The organism is Streptomyces sp. NRRL B-1347, from assembly GCF_000720325.1.
GTDB lineage: Bacteria > Actinomycetota > Actinomycetes > Streptomycetales > Streptomycetaceae > Streptomyces.
Map to the genome: position 1 here is coordinate 15,293 of NZ_JOJM01000015.1, position 19,446 is coordinate 34,738.

General features: G+C 73.3%; 10 protein-coding genes. 3 read left to right on the forward strand and 7 right to left on the reverse strand.

The window, feature by feature from the left end; translation table 11 throughout:
- Positions 1-33 precede the first annotated feature (33 nt).
- Positions 34-2,418 carry a protein kinase domain-containing protein gene (locus IG74_RS0115460; RefSeq protein ID WP_051854922.1) on the forward strand — a complete coding sequence of 795 codons (2,385 nt, stop codon included), beginning with the start codon at positions 34-36 and terminating at the stop codon, positions 2,416-2,418.
- 124 nt (positions 2,419-2,542) lie between these two features.
- Positions 2,543-5,200 carry an alpha-glucan family phosphorylase gene (gene glgP / locus IG74_RS0115465; RefSeq protein ID WP_030676173.1) on the forward strand — a complete coding sequence of 886 codons (2,658 nt, stop codon included), beginning with the start codon at positions 2,543-2,545 and terminating at the stop codon, positions 5,198-5,200.
- 70 nt (positions 5,201-5,270) lie between these two features.
- Here the strand turns inward: glgP and IG74_RS0115470 are convergent, their stop codons facing one another.
- The 7 genes from IG74_RS0115470 to glgX form a co-directional block, all read right to left on the reverse strand.
- On the reverse strand, positions 5,271-6,911 hold the full coding sequence (locus IG74_RS0115470) for a M4 family metallopeptidase (protein WP_030676176.1): 1,641 nt from the start codon (positions 6,909-6,911) through the stop codon (positions 5,271-5,273).
- Positions 6,912-7,197: 286 nt separating this feature from the next.
- Positions 7,198-8,877 carry a M4 family metallopeptidase gene (locus tag IG74_RS0115475; RefSeq protein ID WP_030676178.1) on the reverse strand — a complete coding sequence of 560 codons (1,680 nt, stop codon included), beginning with the start codon at positions 8,875-8,877 and terminating at the stop codon, positions 7,198-7,200.
- A gap of 315 nt (positions 8,878-9,192) precedes the next feature.
- Positions 9,193-11,013, reverse strand: coding sequence for an ABC transporter ATP-binding protein (locus tag IG74_RS0115480; RefSeq protein ID WP_420709900.1), 1,821 nt, complete (start codon positions 11,011-11,013; stop codon positions 9,193-9,195).
- Positions 11,004-12,776 carry an ABC transporter ATP-binding protein gene (locus IG74_RS0115485; RefSeq protein ID WP_030676192.1) on the reverse strand — a complete coding sequence of 591 codons (1,773 nt, stop codon included), beginning with the start codon at positions 12,774-12,776 and terminating at the stop codon, positions 11,004-11,006. Before IG74_RS0115485 ends, IG74_RS0115480 begins: the two co-directional genes overlap by 10 nt.
- A 347-nt stretch (positions 12,777-13,123) precedes the next feature.
- Positions 13,124-14,509, reverse strand: a complete 1,386-nt coding sequence (locus IG74_RS0115490) for a carbohydrate-binding protein (protein ID WP_051854924.1) — start codon at positions 14,507-14,509, stop codon at positions 13,124-13,126.
- 176 nt (positions 14,510-14,685) lie between these two features.
- Positions 14,686-15,639 (reverse strand): LysR family transcriptional regulator, encoded by a 954-nt coding sequence (locus IG74_RS0115495; RefSeq protein WP_030676200.1) that lies wholly within the window; start codon positions 15,637-15,639, stop codon positions 14,686-14,688.
- Positions 15,640-15,694: 55 nt separating this feature from the next.
- On the reverse strand, positions 15,695-17,998 hold the full coding sequence (gene glgX / locus IG74_RS0115500) for a glycogen debranching protein GlgX (protein ID WP_030676203.1): 2,304 nt from the start codon (positions 17,996-17,998) through the stop codon (positions 15,695-15,697).
- A gap of 208 nt (positions 17,999-18,206) precedes the next feature.
- On the opposite strand from glgX, the gene IG74_RS0115505 reads away from it, so the two are divergent.
- Positions 18,207-19,436: a L,D-transpeptidase gene (locus IG74_RS0115505; RefSeq protein WP_037825474.1), complete on the forward strand. Its 1,230-nt coding sequence runs from the start codon at positions 18,207-18,209 to the stop codon at positions 19,434-19,436.
- The last annotated feature ends 10 nt before the right edge of the window (positions 19,437-19,446 follow it).

The window sequence follows — 19,446 nt, forward strand, 5'->3', positions numbered from 1 at the left end:
TCCCCCCCACAGGACTGATCCCGAGGAGTCCCCGTGCTCGCACCGCTGACCGGGCCGCCGCGCCACGTCGGCCCGTACCGGCTGCTCGCCCGCATCGGCGCGGGCGGCATGGGGGAGGTCTTCCTCGCGCGCGCCCGCCCGGGCACGCCGCTGGTCGCCGTGAAGACCGTGCGCTCCGACCTCGACATCGACCACGAGTTCCGGGTCCGCTTCCGCCGGGAGATAGCCGCCGCGCGGGCCGTGTCCGGGCCCGGCACCGCGGCGCTCCTCGACGGCGACGCGGACGCCGAAGTGCCCTGGCTGGCCACGGAGTACGTGGCCGGGCCCGCGCTCGGGCAGACCGTGCGGCGGTGCGGTCCGCTGCCCGTCGGCGCGGTGCGCGCGCTCGGCGCCCGGCTCGCGCACGCCCTCGGCACCGTGCACCTCGCACAGGTCCTGCACCGCGACCTCAAGCCCGGCAACGTCCTGCTCGCCCCGGACGGGCCGCGGCTCATCGACTTCGGCATCGCGCAGGCCTTCGACGCGACGGCGCTCACCACCGCGGGCATGATCGTGGGCACGCCCGGCTACCTGGCGCCCGAGCAGCTCCTGGGCAGCCACGCCGTGGTGCCCGCGTCCGACGTGTTCGCGCTCGGGGCGGTGCTCGCGTACGCGGCGAGCGGGCGCGGCCCCTTCGACGACCAGGAGATCGCCTCCGTCATCTTCCGCATCACCCAGGGCGACGCCGATCTGTCCGGGGTGCCTCGGGACGAGGGGCTGCGGGAGACCGTGGCGGCCTGTCTGGCACCCGCCCCCGAGGACCGGCCCACCGCGGCGGAGCTGGCGGGCCGCCTGGAGGGGCCGTCGGCGGCGGTGCCCTGGCCTGCCGAGGTCCTGTCCCTCTTCGCCGAGCACCGCGAGGCCGTTCAGCGGTGTGAACAGGCCGTACGGGAAGGGGAGTTCGCGGCTGCCGACACGGTGACCGGCGGTTCGGCGACCGGCGGTTCGCCGGGGGAGGGCATCGCCGCCGCGCCTCCGCGCGCCCCCGCGCTTTCGTCCGCTCCCGCTCCGGTGGCCCCGCCCGCGCGCCCCCGGTGGCCGTGGATCGCCGCCGCCGCGCTCGCCGTGTCCGCCGTGACGCTCGCCGCCGTACTGCTGCCGGGTGGCGACAGCGGCGGAGGCGGCGGAGGCGCAGGCCGGGAAGCCGGTGCCTCCGGCGGCGCGGGCGGCGCAGGCTCCCCGGCGGGACCCGGCGGCGAGCGGCGCCCGCTCGTCGTGTCCGAGTACGGCAACGCGCACCGCACCGGCGACCACGGCCCCGAAGGCCTCCGCGCCGCCGCCCGGCCCAAGGGCTGGAAGCCCTGGTCGGTGCCCCGCCCCGAGGGCCTGGACGACCGGGGCGACGGCTGCGTCCTGGCCGGCGCCACGCTGGTGTGCCGCGACGGCAAGGGCGCGGCCGCGGGCCTCGACGCGGCGAGCGGACGGCACCGGTGGACGACGCGCGGCTTCCCCGGCCGCGCGGACGAGCTGACCGGCAACCAGGCGGTGCCGCCCGAGGCCGGCCCCGAGGGCCGTGCCGTGTACGTGCCGAGCGAACTCGGCGTCACCAAGGTCGACGTGGCCTCCGGCGCGGAGCGCTGGCGCAAGCCCACCGCCACGGGTTCGGGGGTGCTCGGCGTCGCGTACGCCAAGGACGTCGTGTACGTCGTCGAGTTCCGCCTCGGCGGCTCCGCCCCGGGCGAGGCGCCCGGCAGCAGCGTCGTCCGGGCCCGCGCCGCGTCCGACGGCCGCGAGCTGTGGCGGTCGAAGCCGCTGCCCAAGACGGCGGGCCCGCTGGTCGTCGACGGCGGCAGGGTGTTCACGGCCCTGGAGAAGGGCGGTGTGGTCCGCCTGGACGCGAAGAGCGGCCGCACCGCCCGCACCGCCTCCGTCCCCTGTGACGACCTCATGCTGCGCACCCCGTCGTCCCTGGCGTGCTGGAGCCGGGGGAGCAAGGGCGTGCGCGAGCTGGATCCCGCGACCCTGCGCACCCGGCGCGTCGTCGCGGCCGACGTGCGCCCCTCCGGGCCGCGCCCGGTGCTCGGCCCGCAGGGCGTCCTCGTCGTGGCGAGCGACAACCCCGATCCGACCGCCGTCATCGAACACGAGCTGAGCGCCTACGACTGGCGCACCGGCGACCGCCGCTGGCGCTACGGCGCCCCGAACGACCTGGTCACCCTGGCCCTCGCGGGCGACCGGGTGCTGTCCGCGGGCGCCTTCGAGCTGCGCGGCCTGCGCCTGGACGGCGACGTCGGCACCCTGCGCACCAAGGAGATCCCGAAGGCGGGACCCACCGGGAGCACGGACCCCTTCGCCACGTTCGGAAAGCCCCTCTACGCCGGTGGCGCCGTCTTCACCACGACCGCCGAGGGAAAGGTGCTCTCCGGCAACGCCCCCTGACCCCCGCACCCACAAGGGTCACAACTTGCCTTTGTCCGGGGCAAGTTCACGGTCCCGTGGTGGCGGGGCGGTCCGACCCCCTACCGTCGATGGGTCACGTACGTCCTCCGACAGAGGTGCCGCCGTGAAAGCCATCCGTCGTTTCACCGTACGTCCCGTCCTGCCCGCCGCCCTCGCCCCGCTCAGCGAACTCTCCCTCAATCTGCGCTGGTCCTGGCACACCGGGACCCGTGACCTCTTCCGCGACGTCGACCCCGCCCTGTGGGACGCCTCGGGCGGCGACCCCGTGCGCCTGCTCGGCTCCGTGCCCGCCGCCCGCCTCGCCGAGCTCGCCGCCGACGAGGACTTCCTGCGCCGCCTCGGCGAGGCCGCCGACGACCTGCGCGAGTACGTCACGGGGCCCCGCTGGTACCAGGAGCGGCAGGACGGGTCGCCCGACGGCGAGCTGCCCGCCGCGCCCGGCGGCGAACTCCCGGCCGCCGTCGCCTACTTCTCGCCCGAGTTCGGTGTCACGGCCGCCCTCCCGCAGTACTCCGGAGGCCTCGGCATCCTCGCGGGCGACCACCTGAAGGCGGCCAGCGACCTGGGCGTGCCCCTCATCGGTGTCGGACTGCTCTACCGGCACGGCTACTTCCGGCAGTCCCTCACCCGCGACGGCTGGCAGCAGGAGCACTACCCGCTGCTCGACCCGAACGAGCTGCCCCTGACCCTGCTCCGGGAGCCCGACGGCACCCCCGCCCTGGTGCGGCTCGCCCTGCCCGGCCACCGGGCCCTGCGCGCCCACGTCTGGCAGGCGCAGATCGGCCGCGTGCCGCTGCTGATGCTGGACTCCGACGTCGAGGAGAACGACCCCGGCGCCCGCGAGGTCACCGACCGGCTCTACGGCGGCGGCAGCGAGCACCGGCTGCTCCAGGAGATGCTGCTCGGCATCGGCGGCGTCCGGGCCGTGCGCACCTACTGCCGACTCACCGGGCACCCGGCGCCCGAGGTCTTCCACACCAACGAGGGCCACGCGGGCTTCCTCGGCCTGGAGCGCGTCCACGAACTGGTGCAGGGCGGGCTCGGCTTCGAGGGCGCCCTTGAGTCGGTGCGCGGCGGCACCGTCTTCACCACCCATACGCCGGTGCCCGCCGGGATCGACCGCTTCGACCGCGAGCTGGTCGCCCACCACTTCGGCCCCGACGCCGAACTGCCGGGCATCGACGTCGAGCTGATACTGCGCCTGGGCATGGAGACCTATCCGGGCGGCGACGCCAACGTGTTCAACATGGCCGTGATGGGGCTGCGCCTGGCCCGCGGCGCCAACGGCGTCTCCACGCTGCACGGCAAGGTCAGCCAGGAGATGTTCCAGGGCCTGTGGCCCGGGTTCGACCCCGAGGAGGTGCCGATCGCCTCCGTCACCAACGGCGTGCACGCGCCCACCTGGGTGGCCCCCGAGGTGTTCCGGCTCGGCGCCCGGCAGATCGGCGCGCGCCGCACCGACCGGGCCCTGTCCGTCGGCGGCTCCGAGCGCTGGGACGCCGTCGCCGACATCCAGGACTCCGACATCTGGCAGCTGCGCCGCGAGCTGCGCGCCCAGCTGGTGGACGAGGTGCGCCGCCGCCTGCACGTGTCGTGGCGGCAGCGCGGCGCCGCCACCGCCGAACTCGGCTGGATCGACGAGGTCCTCGACCCGGACGTCCTCACCATCGGCTTCGCGCGCCGCGTCCCCTCGTACAAGCGCCTGACGCTGATGCTGCGCGACCAGGACCGGCTCCTGGAGCTGCTCACGCACCCCGAGCGGCCGGTGCAGATCGTCGTCGCGGGCAAGGCGCACCCGGCCGACGACGGCGGCAAGCGGCTCATCCAGGACCTGGTGCGCTTCACCGACGACCCGCGGGTGCGGCACCGCGTCGTGTTCCTGCCCGACTACGGCATGGCGATGGCGCAGAAGCTGTACGCGGGCTGCGACGTGTGGCTGAACAATCCGCTGCGCCCCCTGGAGGCGTGCGGCACCTCCGGCATGAAGGCAGCGCTCAACGGCTGCCTCAACCTGTCGGTCCTGGACGGCTGGTGGGACGAATGGTTCGAGCCGGACTTCGGCTGGGCGATCCCCACGGCCGACGGCTCGGCCACCGACGACCACCGCCGCGACGACCTGGAGGCGGCCGCCCTGTACGACCTCCTGGAGCGGCGCGTCACCCCCCGTTTCTACGAGAACGGGCCCGAAGGGCTGCCCGACCGGTGGATCGAGATGGTGCGGCGCACCCTGACCCGGCTCGGCCCGAAGGTCCTCGCCGGGCGCATGGTGCGCGAGTACGTGGAGCGCCTGTACGTGCCCGCCGCGCGCTCCCACCGGGTGCTCGACGCGGACGCCGCCACGGGGTTCGCCGCGTGGAAGAACCGCGTCCGCGCGGCCTGGCCGGGCGTGGCCGTCGACCACGTCGAGGCCACGGCCGTGGGCGCCACCGCGGAGCTGGGCGCGACCCTCGCCCTGCGGGTGCGCGTACGGCTCGGCGAGCTCGCGTGCGACGACGTCGAGGTGCAGGCCATCGCGGGCCGCGTCGACCCCGAGGACCACATCGCGGGCGCCGTCCCGGTGCCCCTGAAGCCCGCGGGCGGCCCGGACGGCGAGGGCCGCCTCCTGTACGAGGGACCCCTGGCCCTGGACCGCACCGGCCCCTTCGGCTACACGGTCCGCATCCTCCCGTCCCACCGCCTCCTGGCCAGCAACGCGGAACTGGGCCTGGTGGCACTCCCGTCGGAGGCGACGGGGGAGGCGGCCGGGGTCTTGATGCGCTGAGGAGAAGCGCCCCGAACATGGTGCGGGCGGCACCCAGGGGGTCTCCCCGGATGCCGCCCGGCTCAGAGGGTTACTTGACGTTCACACCGGTCCAGGCGGCAGCGACCGCCTTCTGCTCGGCGGAGTTGGCGCCGTACAGGTCACCCGCGGCCTTCACCGTGTCCTTGCGCGCCTGCGCGTAGTCCGTGGTGGAGGTGAAGTACGTCGTCAGGGCCTTGAACCAGATCTTCTCGGCCTTGTCGCGCCCGATGCCGGTGACCTTGGAGCCGTCCTTGGTCGGGCTGTCGTACGTCACACCGTTGACCGTCTTCTTCCCGCTGCCTTCGCTCAGCAGGTAGAAGAAGTGGTTGGCGATGCCGGAGGAGTAGTGGACGTCGACGTTGCCGGCGTTGCTGCTCCAGTAGTCCAGGGACGAGCCGTCCTTGGAGGGCTTGTCCATGTAGCGCAGCGGGGTGCCGTCGCCGTTGATGTCGATCTTCTCGCCGACGAGGTAGTCGCCCTTGTCGAGGGTGTTGTTCGCCTTGAACTCGACGGCGGCGGCGAAGATATCGCTGGTGGCCTCGTTCAGGCCGCCGGACTCGCCGCTGTACTCCATGTTGCCGGTGGCCGAGGTGACGCCGTGGGTCATCTCGTGGGCGGCCACGTCGATGGAGGTGAGGGGCTTGGCGTTGCCCTCGCCGTCGCCGTACGTCATGCAGAAGCAGGAGTCCTGCCAGAACGCGTTGACGTAGGCGTTGCCGTAGTGCACGCGGGACGTGGCGCCCTTGCCGTCGCCCTTGATGCCGCTGCGGCCGTGCACGTTCTTGTAGTAGTCCCAGGTGAGGCCCGCGCCGTAGGCGGCGTCGACGGCGGCGGTCTGGGTGTTCGAGGGCTTGCCGGTGCCCCAGACGTCGTCGGCGTCGGTGTAGAGCTTGCCGCCGCTGGAGCCGTGGTTGAGGTCGTACGTCTTGTGGTTGCCGCGCCCGGAGTCGGTCAGCTGGAAGGTGCTGCCGCTCTTGACGGAGCCGACCGTGACCTTGCCGCTGTACTGGCTGTTGCCGGTGCCGGTCTCGATGGCCTGGTACTGGTACAGCTTCTTGCCGGTGGCCGCGTCGGTGATGACGTGCAGCTCGCTCGGCGTGCCGTCCTTCTGCACGCCGGTGACGACGGTCTCGAAGGCGAGGGTGGGCTTGCCGTCGGCGGCCCAGATGACCTTGCGCGGCGCGCGCGGGTCGGCCTTCGCGGTGTCGCCGGTCTTGGCGGCCGTCGACTTGGCGGCGGCGGCCACGGACTTCGGGGCCAGCTTCGCGTCGGTGGACGCGACCTTGATGGCGGCCTTGGTCGCCTTGCTGACGCCCTTGACCGAGCCGTCCTTCGCCGTGTGGACGACGAGGTCGCCGCCGAGGACGGGAAGGCCCGCGTAGGTGCGCTCGTAGCGCGTGTGGGTGGTGCCGTCCCGGTCCTTGACGACGTCGCGGACGACCAGCTTCTCCTTCTCCCCGAGGCCGATGCGGTCGGCGGTGGCCCCGGCCTTGTCCGCGGCGCCCTGGAGCAGGTCGGCGCGGGCGGAGGCGGAGAGCTGGGCGGGCGCGGCGGCGGGCGCCTGGGCGGCGGCTCTGGCGGTGTCGGGCTGTGCGGAAGCGCCGGTGGTCATTCCGGCGGCGAGCAGCGCTCCGGCGGCGACGGCGGTGGCGATGGCCAGAGTGGAACGCTTCGTTATGTGGGGGGTCACGCATGCTCCTTGTGTGTAGGCCCGGATGGCATGGGGGACCACCCGGGCCGAACTGGTGCTGTGCGGGTGAACTTGTGTGCCGTGCGTGAGCAGCGTGCCATTTGAGCCAGGTACATGTCAGGACCTTGATTGAATGTTGGCCAGATTATGTCCGTTGGCCGATGGTCAAGGTCCGCCATGCGAACACCGCGTGAACGGACCGCCGGATGCGATCACGCGGTGAACGGCGGCGCCGCCCCGGGGGGTTGGCGGTTCGGGCTCCCGGGGCGACGCCTGCCGGCGTCGGCTAGGGGCGTGCGCCGACGTTGACGGCCGCCCAGGCGTTAGCGACCGCGGTGTACTCGGGGCTCGACGTGCCGTAGAGCTCGCCGGCCGCGGCCAGCGTGCCGGTGCGCGCGGCCGCGTAGTTGGTGGTCGTGGTGAACTTCGTGGTGAGGGCCCTGAACCAGATCTTGGCGGCCTTGTCGATGCCGATTCCGGTCACAGGCTTGTTGTCATACGTCGGCGAGTCGTACGACACGCCGTTGACGACCTTCTTCCCGCTGCCTTCGCTCAGCAGGTAGAAGAAGTGGTTGGCGATGCCGGAGGAGTAGTGCACGTCGACGTTGCCCGCGCTGCTGCTCCAGTTGTCCAGCGAACGGCCGTCCTTGGAGGGCTTGTCCATGTAGCGCAGCGGGGTGCCGTTGCCCCGGATGTCGATCTTCTCGCCGACCAGGTAGTCGCCGACGTCGTTGGCGTTCTTGGCGTTGAACTCGACGGCCGCGGCGAAGATGTCGCTGGTCGCCTCGTTCAGACCGCCGGGCTCGCGGCTGTACTGCATGTTGCCGGTCGCGGCGGTGACGCCGTGGGTCATCTCGTGGGCGGCCACGTCGATGGACGTCAGCGGCTTGGCGTTGCCCGAGCCGTCGCCGTACGTCATGCAGAAGCAGGAGTCCTGCCAGAACGCGTTGACGTAGTTGTTGCCGTAGTGCACGCGTGAGGTGGCGCCGCGGCCGTCGTTCCTGATGCCGTTGCGGCCGTGCACGGTCTTGTAGTAGTCCCAGGTCAGGGCCGCGCCGTAGTGGGCGTCCGCGCCCGCGGTCTCGGCGTTGGAGGCCTGGCCGTTGCCCCAGACGTCGTCCGGGCCCGAGAACAGGGTGCCGTTGCCGGACGTGCCGCGGTTGAGGTTGGTCGTCTTGTGGTTGCCGCGCGCGGTGTCGGTGAGCGTGTACTGCGAGCCCGACTGCTGCGTGGTGAGCGGGACCTGGCCGCTGTACTGCGTGTTGCCGGTGCCCTGGTGGACGCCCTGCCACTCGCCGAGCTTCTTGCCGGTCCTGGCGTCGGTCACCACGTGCAGCTCGTTCGGCGTGCCGTCCTCCTGGAGGCCGCCGACCACGGTCTCGTACGCGAGCCTGGGGGCGCCGCCCTTGCTGTCGGCGGCCCAGACGACCTTGCGCGGCTTCTGGGAGGCCTTGAGCTTCGTGGAGCCGTCCGCCTTCGACGCGCCGAGCGCCTGCTTCTCCGCGCTGGCCGCCGTGACGTCGGCGCTCGTGCCGATGCCCGCGAACCGGGCGTCGGTGGCACGGTTGACGTCCTTGACCGCGCCCGACTTGTCGGTGGCGACGACGAGGTCGCCGCCGAGGACGGGGAGTCCGGCGTAGGTGCGCTCGTAGCGCGTGTGCGTGGTGCCGTCGCGGTCCTTGCTGACGTCGCGGACGACCAGCTTCTCCTTCGCGCCGATGCCGATGCGCTCGGCGGTGGCGGAGGTGGCGGCGTCCGCCGCGCGGATCAGCTCGGCACGCTGGGACGGGGAGAGCTTCTGCGGCAGGACACCGGAGTCGGCCTTGGTGCCCGTCGGCGCCTGGTCGGCGGACGCGGTGGTGGCCTGGACGGTGACGCCGAGCAGCGCGGCCGCGGCGACGAAGGCGCCGACGGCGGTGGCACGCCTGCGGGCGGGGGCTCTACGGGGTGTGGGGGATGTGCTCAACACGGACTCCTTCTGCGCGGCCGCGGGGGTGCACGGCCTGTGGCGACCCGGCGGCGGGTGACCGGCCGGGCAGAGCAGGGCAGTACGTGGTGCCTGGCGCGCGCCGTGCCGCCTGGGCGGACGCGCCGCGCGCGGGAGCCGCCGGCGCGGGGCGCCAGTGCGACTGGTGAGGGGAAGAGTGCCATTCGAGACAGGTACATGTCATTCAGTTGGCGTACTTTGGCTGGAATACGTCCGGTCCGTGGGTTCGGGCGTCCGTTATGCGGCGGGCCGGGGCGGGCGCCGCCCGCCCCTGGCCTGCCTTCTTCGGGGCGCTCAGCCCACCACGCTCTCCCGCCAGGCCCGGTGCAGCTGGGCGAACGGGCCCGTGGACGCGATGAGTTCGGCCGGAGTGCCGTCCTCCACGACGCGGCCGTGCTCCATGACCAGGACGCGGTCGGCGATCTCCACCGTGGACAGGCGGTGGGCGATCACGACTGCCGTGCGGCCCCGGAGCACCGTGTCCATCGCGCGCTGCACGGCCCGCTCGCCGGGGATGTCCAGGGAACTGGTGGCCTCGTCCAGGATCAGCACGGCCGGGTCGGCGAGCAACGCCCGCGCGAACGCCACCAGCTGGCGCTGCCCGGCCGAGATGCGGCCGCCCCGCTTGCGCACGTCCGTGTCGTAGCCGTCGGGCAGGGCCGCGATGAAGTCGTGGGCGCCGATGGCCTTCGCGGCGCGCTCGATCTCCTCGCGGGTGGCCTCCGGGCGGCCGATCGCGATGTTCTCCGCGACCGTGCCGGAGAACAGGAACGCCTCCTGGGTGACCATCACGACGCCGCGCCTGAGGTCGGCCGTCGCCAGGTCGCGCAGATCGACGCCGTCGAGCAGGACCTGGCCCTCCGTGGGGTCGTAGAACCGGGCGAGGAGCTTGGCGAGCGTCGACTTGCCCGCGCCCGTGGAGCCGACGACGGCGACGGTCTGCCCGGCGGGCAGCGTGAGGTCGAAGCGCGGCAGGACCTCGCCGCCCGTCCGGTACGCGAACCGCACGCCGTCGAACACGACCGTGCGGCCCGGGTGCTCGGAGGCCGGGCCGGGCAGCGGACGCGCGGCGGACTGCTCCGGCTCCGGCACGGTCGGCGTCTGCGCGAGCAGCCCCGCGATCTTCTCCAGGGAGGCCGCCGCCGACTGGTACGAGTTGAGGAACATCCCGAGCCGGTCGATCGGGTCGTACAGGCGCCGCAGGTACAGCACGGCCGCCGCGAGGACGCCCAGGGCGAGGGTGCCCTCCGCGACGCGGTGCGCGCCCCAGAGGACGATTCCGGCCACCGAGGTGTTCGCGACGAGCCGCGAGCCCACCACGTACCGGGCCATCTCCAGGAGCGCGTCGCCGTTCACGCGCTCGTGCTCCTTGTTCAGGGCGGCGAAGCGCTCGTCGTTGGCCCGCTCGCGGCGGAACGCCCGCACCGGGCGGATGCCGTTCATCGTCTCCGTGAACTTCACGATCACTGAGGCGATGGCCGTGGAGCGGACCCGGTAGACCTTGGCCGCGCGGTGCTGGAAGAGCCGGATCAGCAGGTACAGCGGCACGAACGAGGCCACCGCCACCGCGCCGAGGCCCAGGTCGAGCCAGAGCAGCAGAGCCGCGATGTACACGAACGACAGGATGACCGTGAGCAGCTCCTGGAGGCCCTCGCTGAGCAGCTCGCGCAGTGACTCGACGTCCGTCGTGGACCGGGAGATCAGCCGCCCGGACGTGTACCGCTCGTGGAAGTCCACGCTGAGCGCCTGCGCGTGCCGGAAGATCCGGCCGCGCAGATCGAGCAGCACGTCCTGGTTGACGCGGGCCGAGGCCAGGATGAAGGCGTACTGGAGCACGCCGGACAGGGCCGCGGACAGCGCGTAGGCGACGCCGACGGCGATCAGCGGGCCGTAGTCGTCCTTCCGCACGGCGGGCACGGCCGAGTCGATGGCGTACGCCACGAGCAGCGGGCCCGTCTGCACGGCGGCCTGCTGGAGGAGCAGCAGCACGGCGGCCAGCGTGACCCGGCCGCGGCGCGGCGCGAGCAGCGAGCGCAGCAGCCGCCGGGTCGCGCCGGGCGGCGCGGGCAGCGTGTCCTGGTCGAAGTCGTCGTGGCCCCGCGTACTCACTTCGATCCCCCCGACATCAGCCACGCGTACTCGGCGTTGTCCCGCAGCAGTTCCTGGTGCGTGCCCACGGCGGCTATGCGGCCGCCGGACAGCAGCGCGACGCGGTCCGCGAGCAGCACCGTCGACGGGCGGTGCGCCACCACCAGGGCCGTGGTGTCCTTCAGGACCCGCCGCAGCGCGGCCTCGACCAGCGCCTCCGTGTGCACGTCGAGCGCCGACAGCGGGTCGTCGAGCACCAGGAACCTCGGCCGTCCCACGACCGCGCGGGCAAGGGCGAGGCGCTGCCGCTGGCCGCCGGACAGGCTCAGGCCCTGCTCCCCGACCTGGGTGTCAGCGCCCTGCGGCAGCTCGTGCACGAAGTCGGCCTGCGCGACCGAAAGGGCGTGGTCGAGGTCCTGCTCCCCGGCGTCCGGCCCGGCCCCCATCAGGACGTTCTCGCCGACGGACGCCGAGAACAAGGTGGGCTCCTCGAAGGCCACCGACACCAGCTCCCGCACCCGCTGCCGGGGCAGGTGCGCGATGTCCTCGCCGTCGAGCGTGATGCGGCCGCCGCTGACGTCGTGCAGCCGGGGCACCAGGGCGGTCAGCGTGGTCTTGCCGCTGCCGGTGGCGCCCACCAGGGCCATCGTCTCGCCCGTACGGACGTGCAGGTCGATGCCCGTCAGGGTCGGCGGCGTGTCGTCGTCCGCGTCGGGATAGCGGAAGGACACCCCTTCGAAGCGCATCCCGTCGGCGGCGTCAGGGCCGCTCGCGGCCGCGGTGTCCGGGTCGGACTCCGGCTCCGCGTCGAGGACTTCGAAGTACCGCTCCGTGGCCGTCGCCGCCTCCTGGCTCATCGCGAGCAGGAAGCCCATCGACTCCACCGGCCAGCGCAGCGCGAGCGCCGTGGACAGGAACGCCACCAGCGTGCCCGCCGACAGGTCGCCGTCGGCGACCTGCACGGAGCCGAGCACGAGCGCCCCGCCGATGGCCAGCTCCGGGAGCGTCGTGATGACCCCCCAGATCGCGGCGAGCAGCCGGGCCTTGGCCAGCTCCGTGCCGCGCAGGGTGCGCGACAGGTCGCGGAACGCCCGCGCCTGACTGCGGTGCCGGCCGAAGCCCTTGATGATGCGGATGCCGAGCACGCTCTCCTCGACGACCGTCGTCAGATCGCCGACCTGGTCCTGCGCGCGCCGCGCCACGTCGGCGAACCGCGCCTCGAAGTACGACACGACGACCACGAGCGGCACCACCGGCGCGAGCAGCACCAGGCCGAGCGTCCAGTCCTGGGCGAGCAGGAGGGCCACGCCCACCAGGATCGTCGCGCCGTTCACCACCATGAACGTCAGGGGGAAGGCGAGGAACAGGCGGATCAGCATCAGGTCCGTCGTGCCGCGCGAGAGCAACTGGCCCGACGCCCAGCGGTCGTGGAACGCCACCGGCACCCGCTGGAGGTGCCGGTACAGGTCCGCCCGCATCGACGCCTCGACGCCCGCGAGCGGCCGCGCCACCAGCCACCGCCGGAAGCCGAAGAGCAGCGCCTCCGCGACGCCGAGGCCCAGCAGGAGCAGCGCCCCGAGCCAGACCCCCGCCGTGTCCCCTTCGGCCACCGGGCCGTCCACCATCCACTTCAGGACGAGCGGGAAGACGAGGCTCATACAGGAGGCCACGACGGCGACAAGGGCCGCCCAGAACAGGCGCTTTCGGACAGGGCGGACGTACGGCCACAGGCGCGTGAGCGTCCGGACGGCCGACCGGCCGCCCGCGGCGGATTCGAGTGTGGTGGACATCAGGGGCGAGCCTACGTTTCACCACTGACAGCGCCCACTGAGTTTCGTCCCGTACGCCGTCCTCCGCTGGTCCTAGGTCCCGTCCGGGGGCACGCGCGCGTGCCCCCGGCGCCGAGCCGCCGCGCTCCCGCGAACGGGAAGCGCTCGTACTCGTCACCGGGGGCACAAGACCCATCTCACCCATGTGTACGGCAAGCCGGGCGTCCAGGACCGGGCCGCGGCCGTATCGGAGGGTACCGCCGCGGCATCCTCGGCTGACCCCCCGTAGAGCGGGTCCAGCCGAGACCGGAATCCGGTCCTCGCGGGCCGCGCACCCCCCGGGGCGCGACCCGCTCAGCCCTGGGTCCTTACCCGCGCTCCCACAACGCGGGGGTGTTCGGGGGCTCCCAGCCCTCCTGCGCCTGGTGCGGCTGGAGGCAGCGGAAGGTCTCGCCGCCGTACGTGACCGAGTCACCGGCCGCGTAGACGGAGCCCGCGGCCCAGCTGCCGCTCGGGTCACCCGGACCGGGGCCGGGGCCCGGGTCCTCGCCGCCCGTGGTCCGCAGCGTCAGCTGGAACTGCTGGAGCAGCGGATTGATCGGCTGGTGGAACGTGGTGCCGCCGGAGCGGCAGTTGCCCGAGCCGCCCGAGGTGACGCCCTGCGCCTGGCTGCCGGAGATGTACGAGCCACCGGAGTCGCCGGGCTCGGCGCACACCGTCGTACGGGTCACGCCGCTGATGGTGCCCTCGGGGTAGGTGACGCTGGTGTTGTGCTGCGAGATCGTGCCGCAGTGCCATCCGGTGGTCGACCCGGAGCGGCAGATGGAGGCACCCACCGGCGACTGCGTCGAGCCCGCGACGCCCACGCGCGCGCCGCCCTGGCCCTTGACGTACGGGGTGGACGTCCACTGCGAGTTCGCGGCCACCCACGCCATGTCGCGGCCCGGGAAGATCGAGCCGCGGAAGGTGCCCTGGGCGACCCGGTTGAACCCTTGCGTGGCCGTGCCGACGCGGCCGCAGTGGCCCGCCGTGGCGAAGCCCTGCGTCGCGCCCTGCGTGATCGAGAACCCGACCGAGCAGCGGCCGCCCATGTAGTAAGCGTCACCGCCGACCAGGTCGTACAGCGGCTTCGGCCGGTCCTTGGTCTTCACCACGCGCACCAGGTCGCGGTCCACGCCCGCCGCGGCCACGAGGCCGTGGGCGGCGGAGGCCCGCACGGCGTTCACGACGACCGCGTTGGTCCTGACGTCGACGTACCAGACCGGGGCGTCCCGCGTCTTCGTCTTCTTCGCGGCCCGGTCGAGAGCGGTCTTGGCCGCGTCGAGCTGGGCGACGGTGTGCTCGACGACCAGGGCCTTCGCGCCCTTGGCCGTGATGGCGGGGACGTCCTTCCTGTCGGTCGTCGCGACCGTGAGCGTGCCCGAGGTGGCGCCGTGTACCCAGGCGCCCGCGAAGTCACGGCCGAGAGCGTTGCGCAGCGAGCCCGCGACGGCGCCGGCCTCCGCCTCGTTGACGAGGCGCGCCTCGGCCTGGGCGGGGGTGAGGCCGAGGTCGCGCTGCATGGCCTTGAGCACCGCGGGCGACGTCTTGGCCACGGCGGCGGTGTCGGCGGGGGACGGGGAGTCGGCGTGGGCGGAGCCGGGGATCGAAGCGAAGACGAGGGCTCCGGCGGCCGCGAACGCGGCGCCGGCCGCGGCCAGGCCGCGGCGCTCGGTACATTTCCTGATGAACGGGGAGGAATCTCTGAACTGCATGGGGGTCTCCTCGGTGTGTCATCGGGGAGCGGGGGATCCGTAGAGCGGGGAAGCGGGATCCGCCCTCTCTCCGGTCGCGAACACCGTAGAAGCCTCAACAGCCACCCAGTAGATGCCAGTTACCCCCCTGGCCCCGCGTTATGGCCCCCGTCGCGCCCGCGTCGCCCGGAGCGGCCCTAGGGTCGGTCCGCCCCGGGCGACGCCAGCCACGCCGAGTAGCTCTCGCTGCGGGCGGCGGCCTCCGCGTGCGCGGCCCGGGCGTGCGCGAACACCCCGGCCGCGGTGTCGTGCGCGTACGACTCGGGGTGCCACCCCAGCAGATGCCGCCAGTACAGCGGCGTCCCGGCGAGCGGCCGGGTCACGATCCCGCCCGTCGGCGGAAACGTCGCGCGGCACAGCCCCACCGCCCGCCCCACCTGCACCAGATGCACGCACGACGCGGTGTCGGTCTCGTACACGGAGGACGGCGTGAACCCCGCCCGCGCGCACGCCGCGGTGAAGCAGTCCCCGAAGCACCCGTCCCCCGGCACGTCCGTCCACGCCTCCTCCGCGAGGTCCGCCAGGCCGATCTCCGGCTCCCCGGCGAGCCGGTGCTCGGTGGCGAGCATGACGAACACCGGGTCCCGCGCCACCTCGCGCCACACGAGCCGCTCCCGCTCCGGCGGCGCGGCCGCCCCGCAGGTGCCGACGAGCGCGAAGTCGAGCCGCCCGTCCGCGACCTGGGCGGCGATCTCCCGCTCCGACCAGGAGGTGTACGTGGACACGGACTGCTCGGGGTGCGCGGCGGCGAGCCGGTCCACCAGGCCGCCGAGCAGCGGCCCGTGCGTGCCGCCGAGCCGGAATCCGCGCCGGTCCTGCCAGCCGCGGGTGAACCGCTCGGCCTCCTCCTGGAGTTCGCTGACGGCGGGCAGCACGATCCGGGCGCGGGCGAGCACGAACTCGCCGAGGGGCGTGGGCCGCACTCCGAACCTGCCGCGCTCGAACAGCTCGCCCCCGAGGGCCCGTTCGATCCGCTTCAGCTGGGCGCTGAGCGCGGGCTGCGCGAGGCCGAGCGCGGTGGCGGCCTTGGTCAGGCTGCCCGCGTCGGCGATCGCCCGGATCGTCTTCAGGTGCCGCAACTCCAGGTCCATGCGGTGAGCTTCGTCGGCCTCCGGGCCCGGGGCAATACTTTGGTACGGACCTGAATCACCCCGAGGGCGCGGGCACCGCCCTGAGCAGCAGCGCCGACCGCGCCTCCACGGTCACCTCCGCCCCCGCGGCGAGCAGCGTCCCCGGAGCCTCCCGCTGCTCCTCGCACGCGGTGTCCACCACCACCTCGTACGCGTCGGCCCACGGCGGCCCCGGCAGCGTGAAGGCCACCGCCCGGTCGGCGCCGTGCAGCACCGCGAGGAAGCTGTCGTCCGTCACCTGCGCCCCGCGCGCGTCCCGGCCCGGTATGTCGCGCCCCGACAAGTACATGCCGAGCGTCGCGGCGGGCGCGTACCAGTCGGCCTCCGTCATCTCCGTGCCGCGCGCGGTGAACCACGCCAGGTCCCGCAGGCCGTCCGCCGAGTGCGCGCGCCCGGAGAAGAAGGCGCGGCGCCTGAGCACCGGATGCCGGTGGCGCAGCGCGATAAGGCGGCGCGCGAGCGCGAGCAGACCGGCCCAGCCGGGGTCGTCGCGCAGCTCCCAGTCCACCCAGCTGATCCCGTTGTCCTGGCAGTACGCGTTGTTGTTGCCGCCCTGGGTGCGGCCCATCTCGTCGCCCGCGACCAGCATCGGCACGCCGGTGGAGAGCAGCAGCGTGGTCAGCAGGTTGCGCAGCTGGCGCCGGCGCAGCGCCGCCACCTCGGGGTCGTCCGTCTCGCCCTCGGCGCCGCAGTTCCAGGCGCGGTTGTCGTCGGCGCCGTCCCGGTTGCCCTCGCCGTTGGCCTCGTTGTGCTTGCGCTCGTAGCTCACCAGGTCGCGGAGCGTGAAGCCGTCGTGCGCGGTCACGAAGTTCACCGACGCGTACGGGCGCCGCCCGCCCCACGCGTAGAGGTCGCTCGACCCGGACAGGCGGTAGCCGAGGTCCCGCACGTCCGGCAGGGCGCCCCGCCAGAAGTCCCGCACCGCGTCGCGGTAGCGGTCGTTCCACTCCGTCCACAGCGGCGGGAACGCCCCCACCTGATAGCCGCCCGAGCCCACGTCCCACGGCTCGGCGATCAGCTTCACCCGCCGGAGCACCGGGTCCTGCGCGATCACCGCGAGGAACGGCGAGAGCATGTCGACGTCGTGGAAGGAGCGCGCGAGCGCCGCCGCCAGGTCGAAGCGGAAGCCGTCCACGCCCATCTCGCTCACCCAGTAGCGCAGCGAGTCCGTGATGAGCCGCAGCACCTGCGGCCGCACCACGTGCAGGGTGTTGCCGCAGCCCGTGTAGTCGGCGTACCGCCGGGCGTCCTGCTGGAGGTGGTAGTAGGCGTGGTTGTCGACGCCCTTCAGGGAGAGCGTCGGGCCCATCTCACCGGCCTCCGCCGTGTGGTTGTAGACGACGTCCAGGATCACCTCGATCCCCGCCTCGTGCAGGGCCCGCACCATCCGCCGGAACTCGCCGACCTGCTGCCCGGTGGTGCCGGACGCCGCGTACGCCGCGTGCGGGGCGAAGTAGCCGATCGAGTTGTACCCCCAGTAGTTGCGCAGGCCCCGCCGCAGCAGATGGTCCTCGTGCGCGAACTGGTGCACGGGCAGCAGCTCGACCGCCGTCACCCCGAGGCGTACGAGATGCTCTATGGCCGCCGGGTGCGCGAGCCCCGCGTACGTGCCGCGCAGCGGCTCGGGCACGTCCGGGTGGCGCATGGTGAAGCCGCGCACGTGCAGCTCGTAGATGACGGAGTCCGCCCACGGGGTCTTGGGGCGGCGGTCGTCGGCCCACTCGTCGTCCGGCGCGTCGTCGTGCACGACGACGCCCTTCGGTACGAACGGCGCCGAGTCCCGGTCGTCGCGCACGGTGTCCGCCACGTGCTGCTGCGGCCAGTCCCGCACGTGGCCGTACACCTCGGGCGGCAGCGATCCGTAGTCCTGCCCCGGCCCCGCGTCGACCGCGCGCGCGTACGGGTCGAGGAGCAGCTTCGCCGGGTTGAAGCGGGCACCGGTCCACGGGTCCCAGCGGCCGTGCACCCGGTAGCCATACCGCTGCCCGGGGAGCACACCGGGCACGAAGCCGTGCCAGATCTCGTGCGTCAGCTCGGTGAGCGGGCACCGCGTCTCCGTGCCGTCCGCGTCGAACAGGCACAGGTCCACGGCCTCGGCGCCGCCCGCCCACAGCGCGAAGTTCGTGCCCGTGACCCCGTCCGGACCCACCCGGAAGCGGGCGCCGAGCGGCGTCGGCGCCCCCGGCCACACCGGGCGCGTGGGGGCCGGACGGACCTTCCCGCCGCGCCCGCCGTTGCGCTCGGCCGCCGCGCTGCCGGGCCTGACCCGGTCCACGGCACGCGCCCCCTTGACCGCCCCCTGCTCGGGTGCACTCGACACCTGTCAGCCTCCCGCGGCTCGGCCCCGTCGGCGTACGGTCGGGGCATGCGGCGTCCCGGCCGCGGCTCCCCGGCCGACGTCCTTCCCCCTGTTCTGCCCAGCGGGCGCGTCGCACTCACGTTTCCCGGGGCGGGGCAGCCTCGTTGGGCCCGACGTGAGACAGGGAACGAGGCGCGCTCGGCGCGCACGGACCGCGCTGACCGCTGCGGTGGCATGGACTGGACTGGTACTCGCGGCCACGGGCTGCTCCGGCACGGCGCTCGACGGGGTGCTCGGCCGCCCCCGTTCGCCCGCCGACGCGATCCGGGTCACCCCCGGCGACGGGAAGAAGGGCGTGCGGCCCGAGCAGCGCCTGAAGGTCGAGGTGCCGGACGGGCGCCTGGAGTCGGTGCGCGTCGTCCGCTCCCAGGACGCGCAGGAGACCGAGGTGAAGGGCCGCATGTCGGCCGACGGCATGAGCTGGCGCCCCCTGAAGGACCGGAAGGGACAGAAGGAAGGGGACGGCAGGCTGGCGCTCGCCGCCAAGTACACGGTCGACGCCGTCGCGCTCGACGGCCACGGCCGCCGCTCCGCGCGCCACACCACGTTCACCACGTACGTCCCCGAGGAGCGCTTCATCGGGTACGTCACGCCCGAGCACCGCGCCACGGTCGGCACCGGCATGATCGTCTCGCTGGAGTTCAACCGCGAGATCGCCGACCGCGCCGCCGTGCAGCGCGCCATCCACGTCACGGCCGAGCCCGCCGTGGAGGTCCGCCCGCACTGGTTCGGCACCACCCGCGTCGACTTCCGCCCCGAGCGCTACTGGAAGCCCGGCACCAAGGTCACCGTCGCCCTGAAGCTGCGTGACGTGGAGGCCGCGCCCGGTGTCTACGGCCTGCAGGAGAAGTCCTTCTCCTTCACCGTCGGCCGCAGCCAGGTGAGCCTCGTCGACGCCGCCGCGCACACCATGCAGGTGCGCCGCGACGGCGAGCTGATCTCCACCGTCCCGATCACCGCGGGCGCCCCGAAGACGACGACGTACAACGGCAAGATGGTGGTCACCGAGATGCTGGAAGTGACCCGCATGAACAGCCGCACCGTCGGCTTCGGCGGGGAGTACGACATCCCGGACGTGCCGCACGCCATGCGCCTGACCACCTCGGGTACCTTCCTGCACGGCAACTACTGGGCCCCGAACGCGCCGGGCAACACCAATGTCAGCCACGGCTGCGTGGGCCTGCGCGACGTGAAGGGCGGCAGCTCGAAGACCCCGGCGGGCTGGTTCTTCGACCGCAGCCTCATCGGTGACGTCGTCGAGGTCGTCAACAGCCATGACAAGAAAGTCGCTCCTGACAACGGCCTCGGGGGCTGGAACATGGGATGGGAGGAATGGAAGAGCGGAAAGAAGGCGGCACACGGGAGCAAGAAGGACAAGGGGGAGCGTTCCGCCCGCTGACGCCACCACA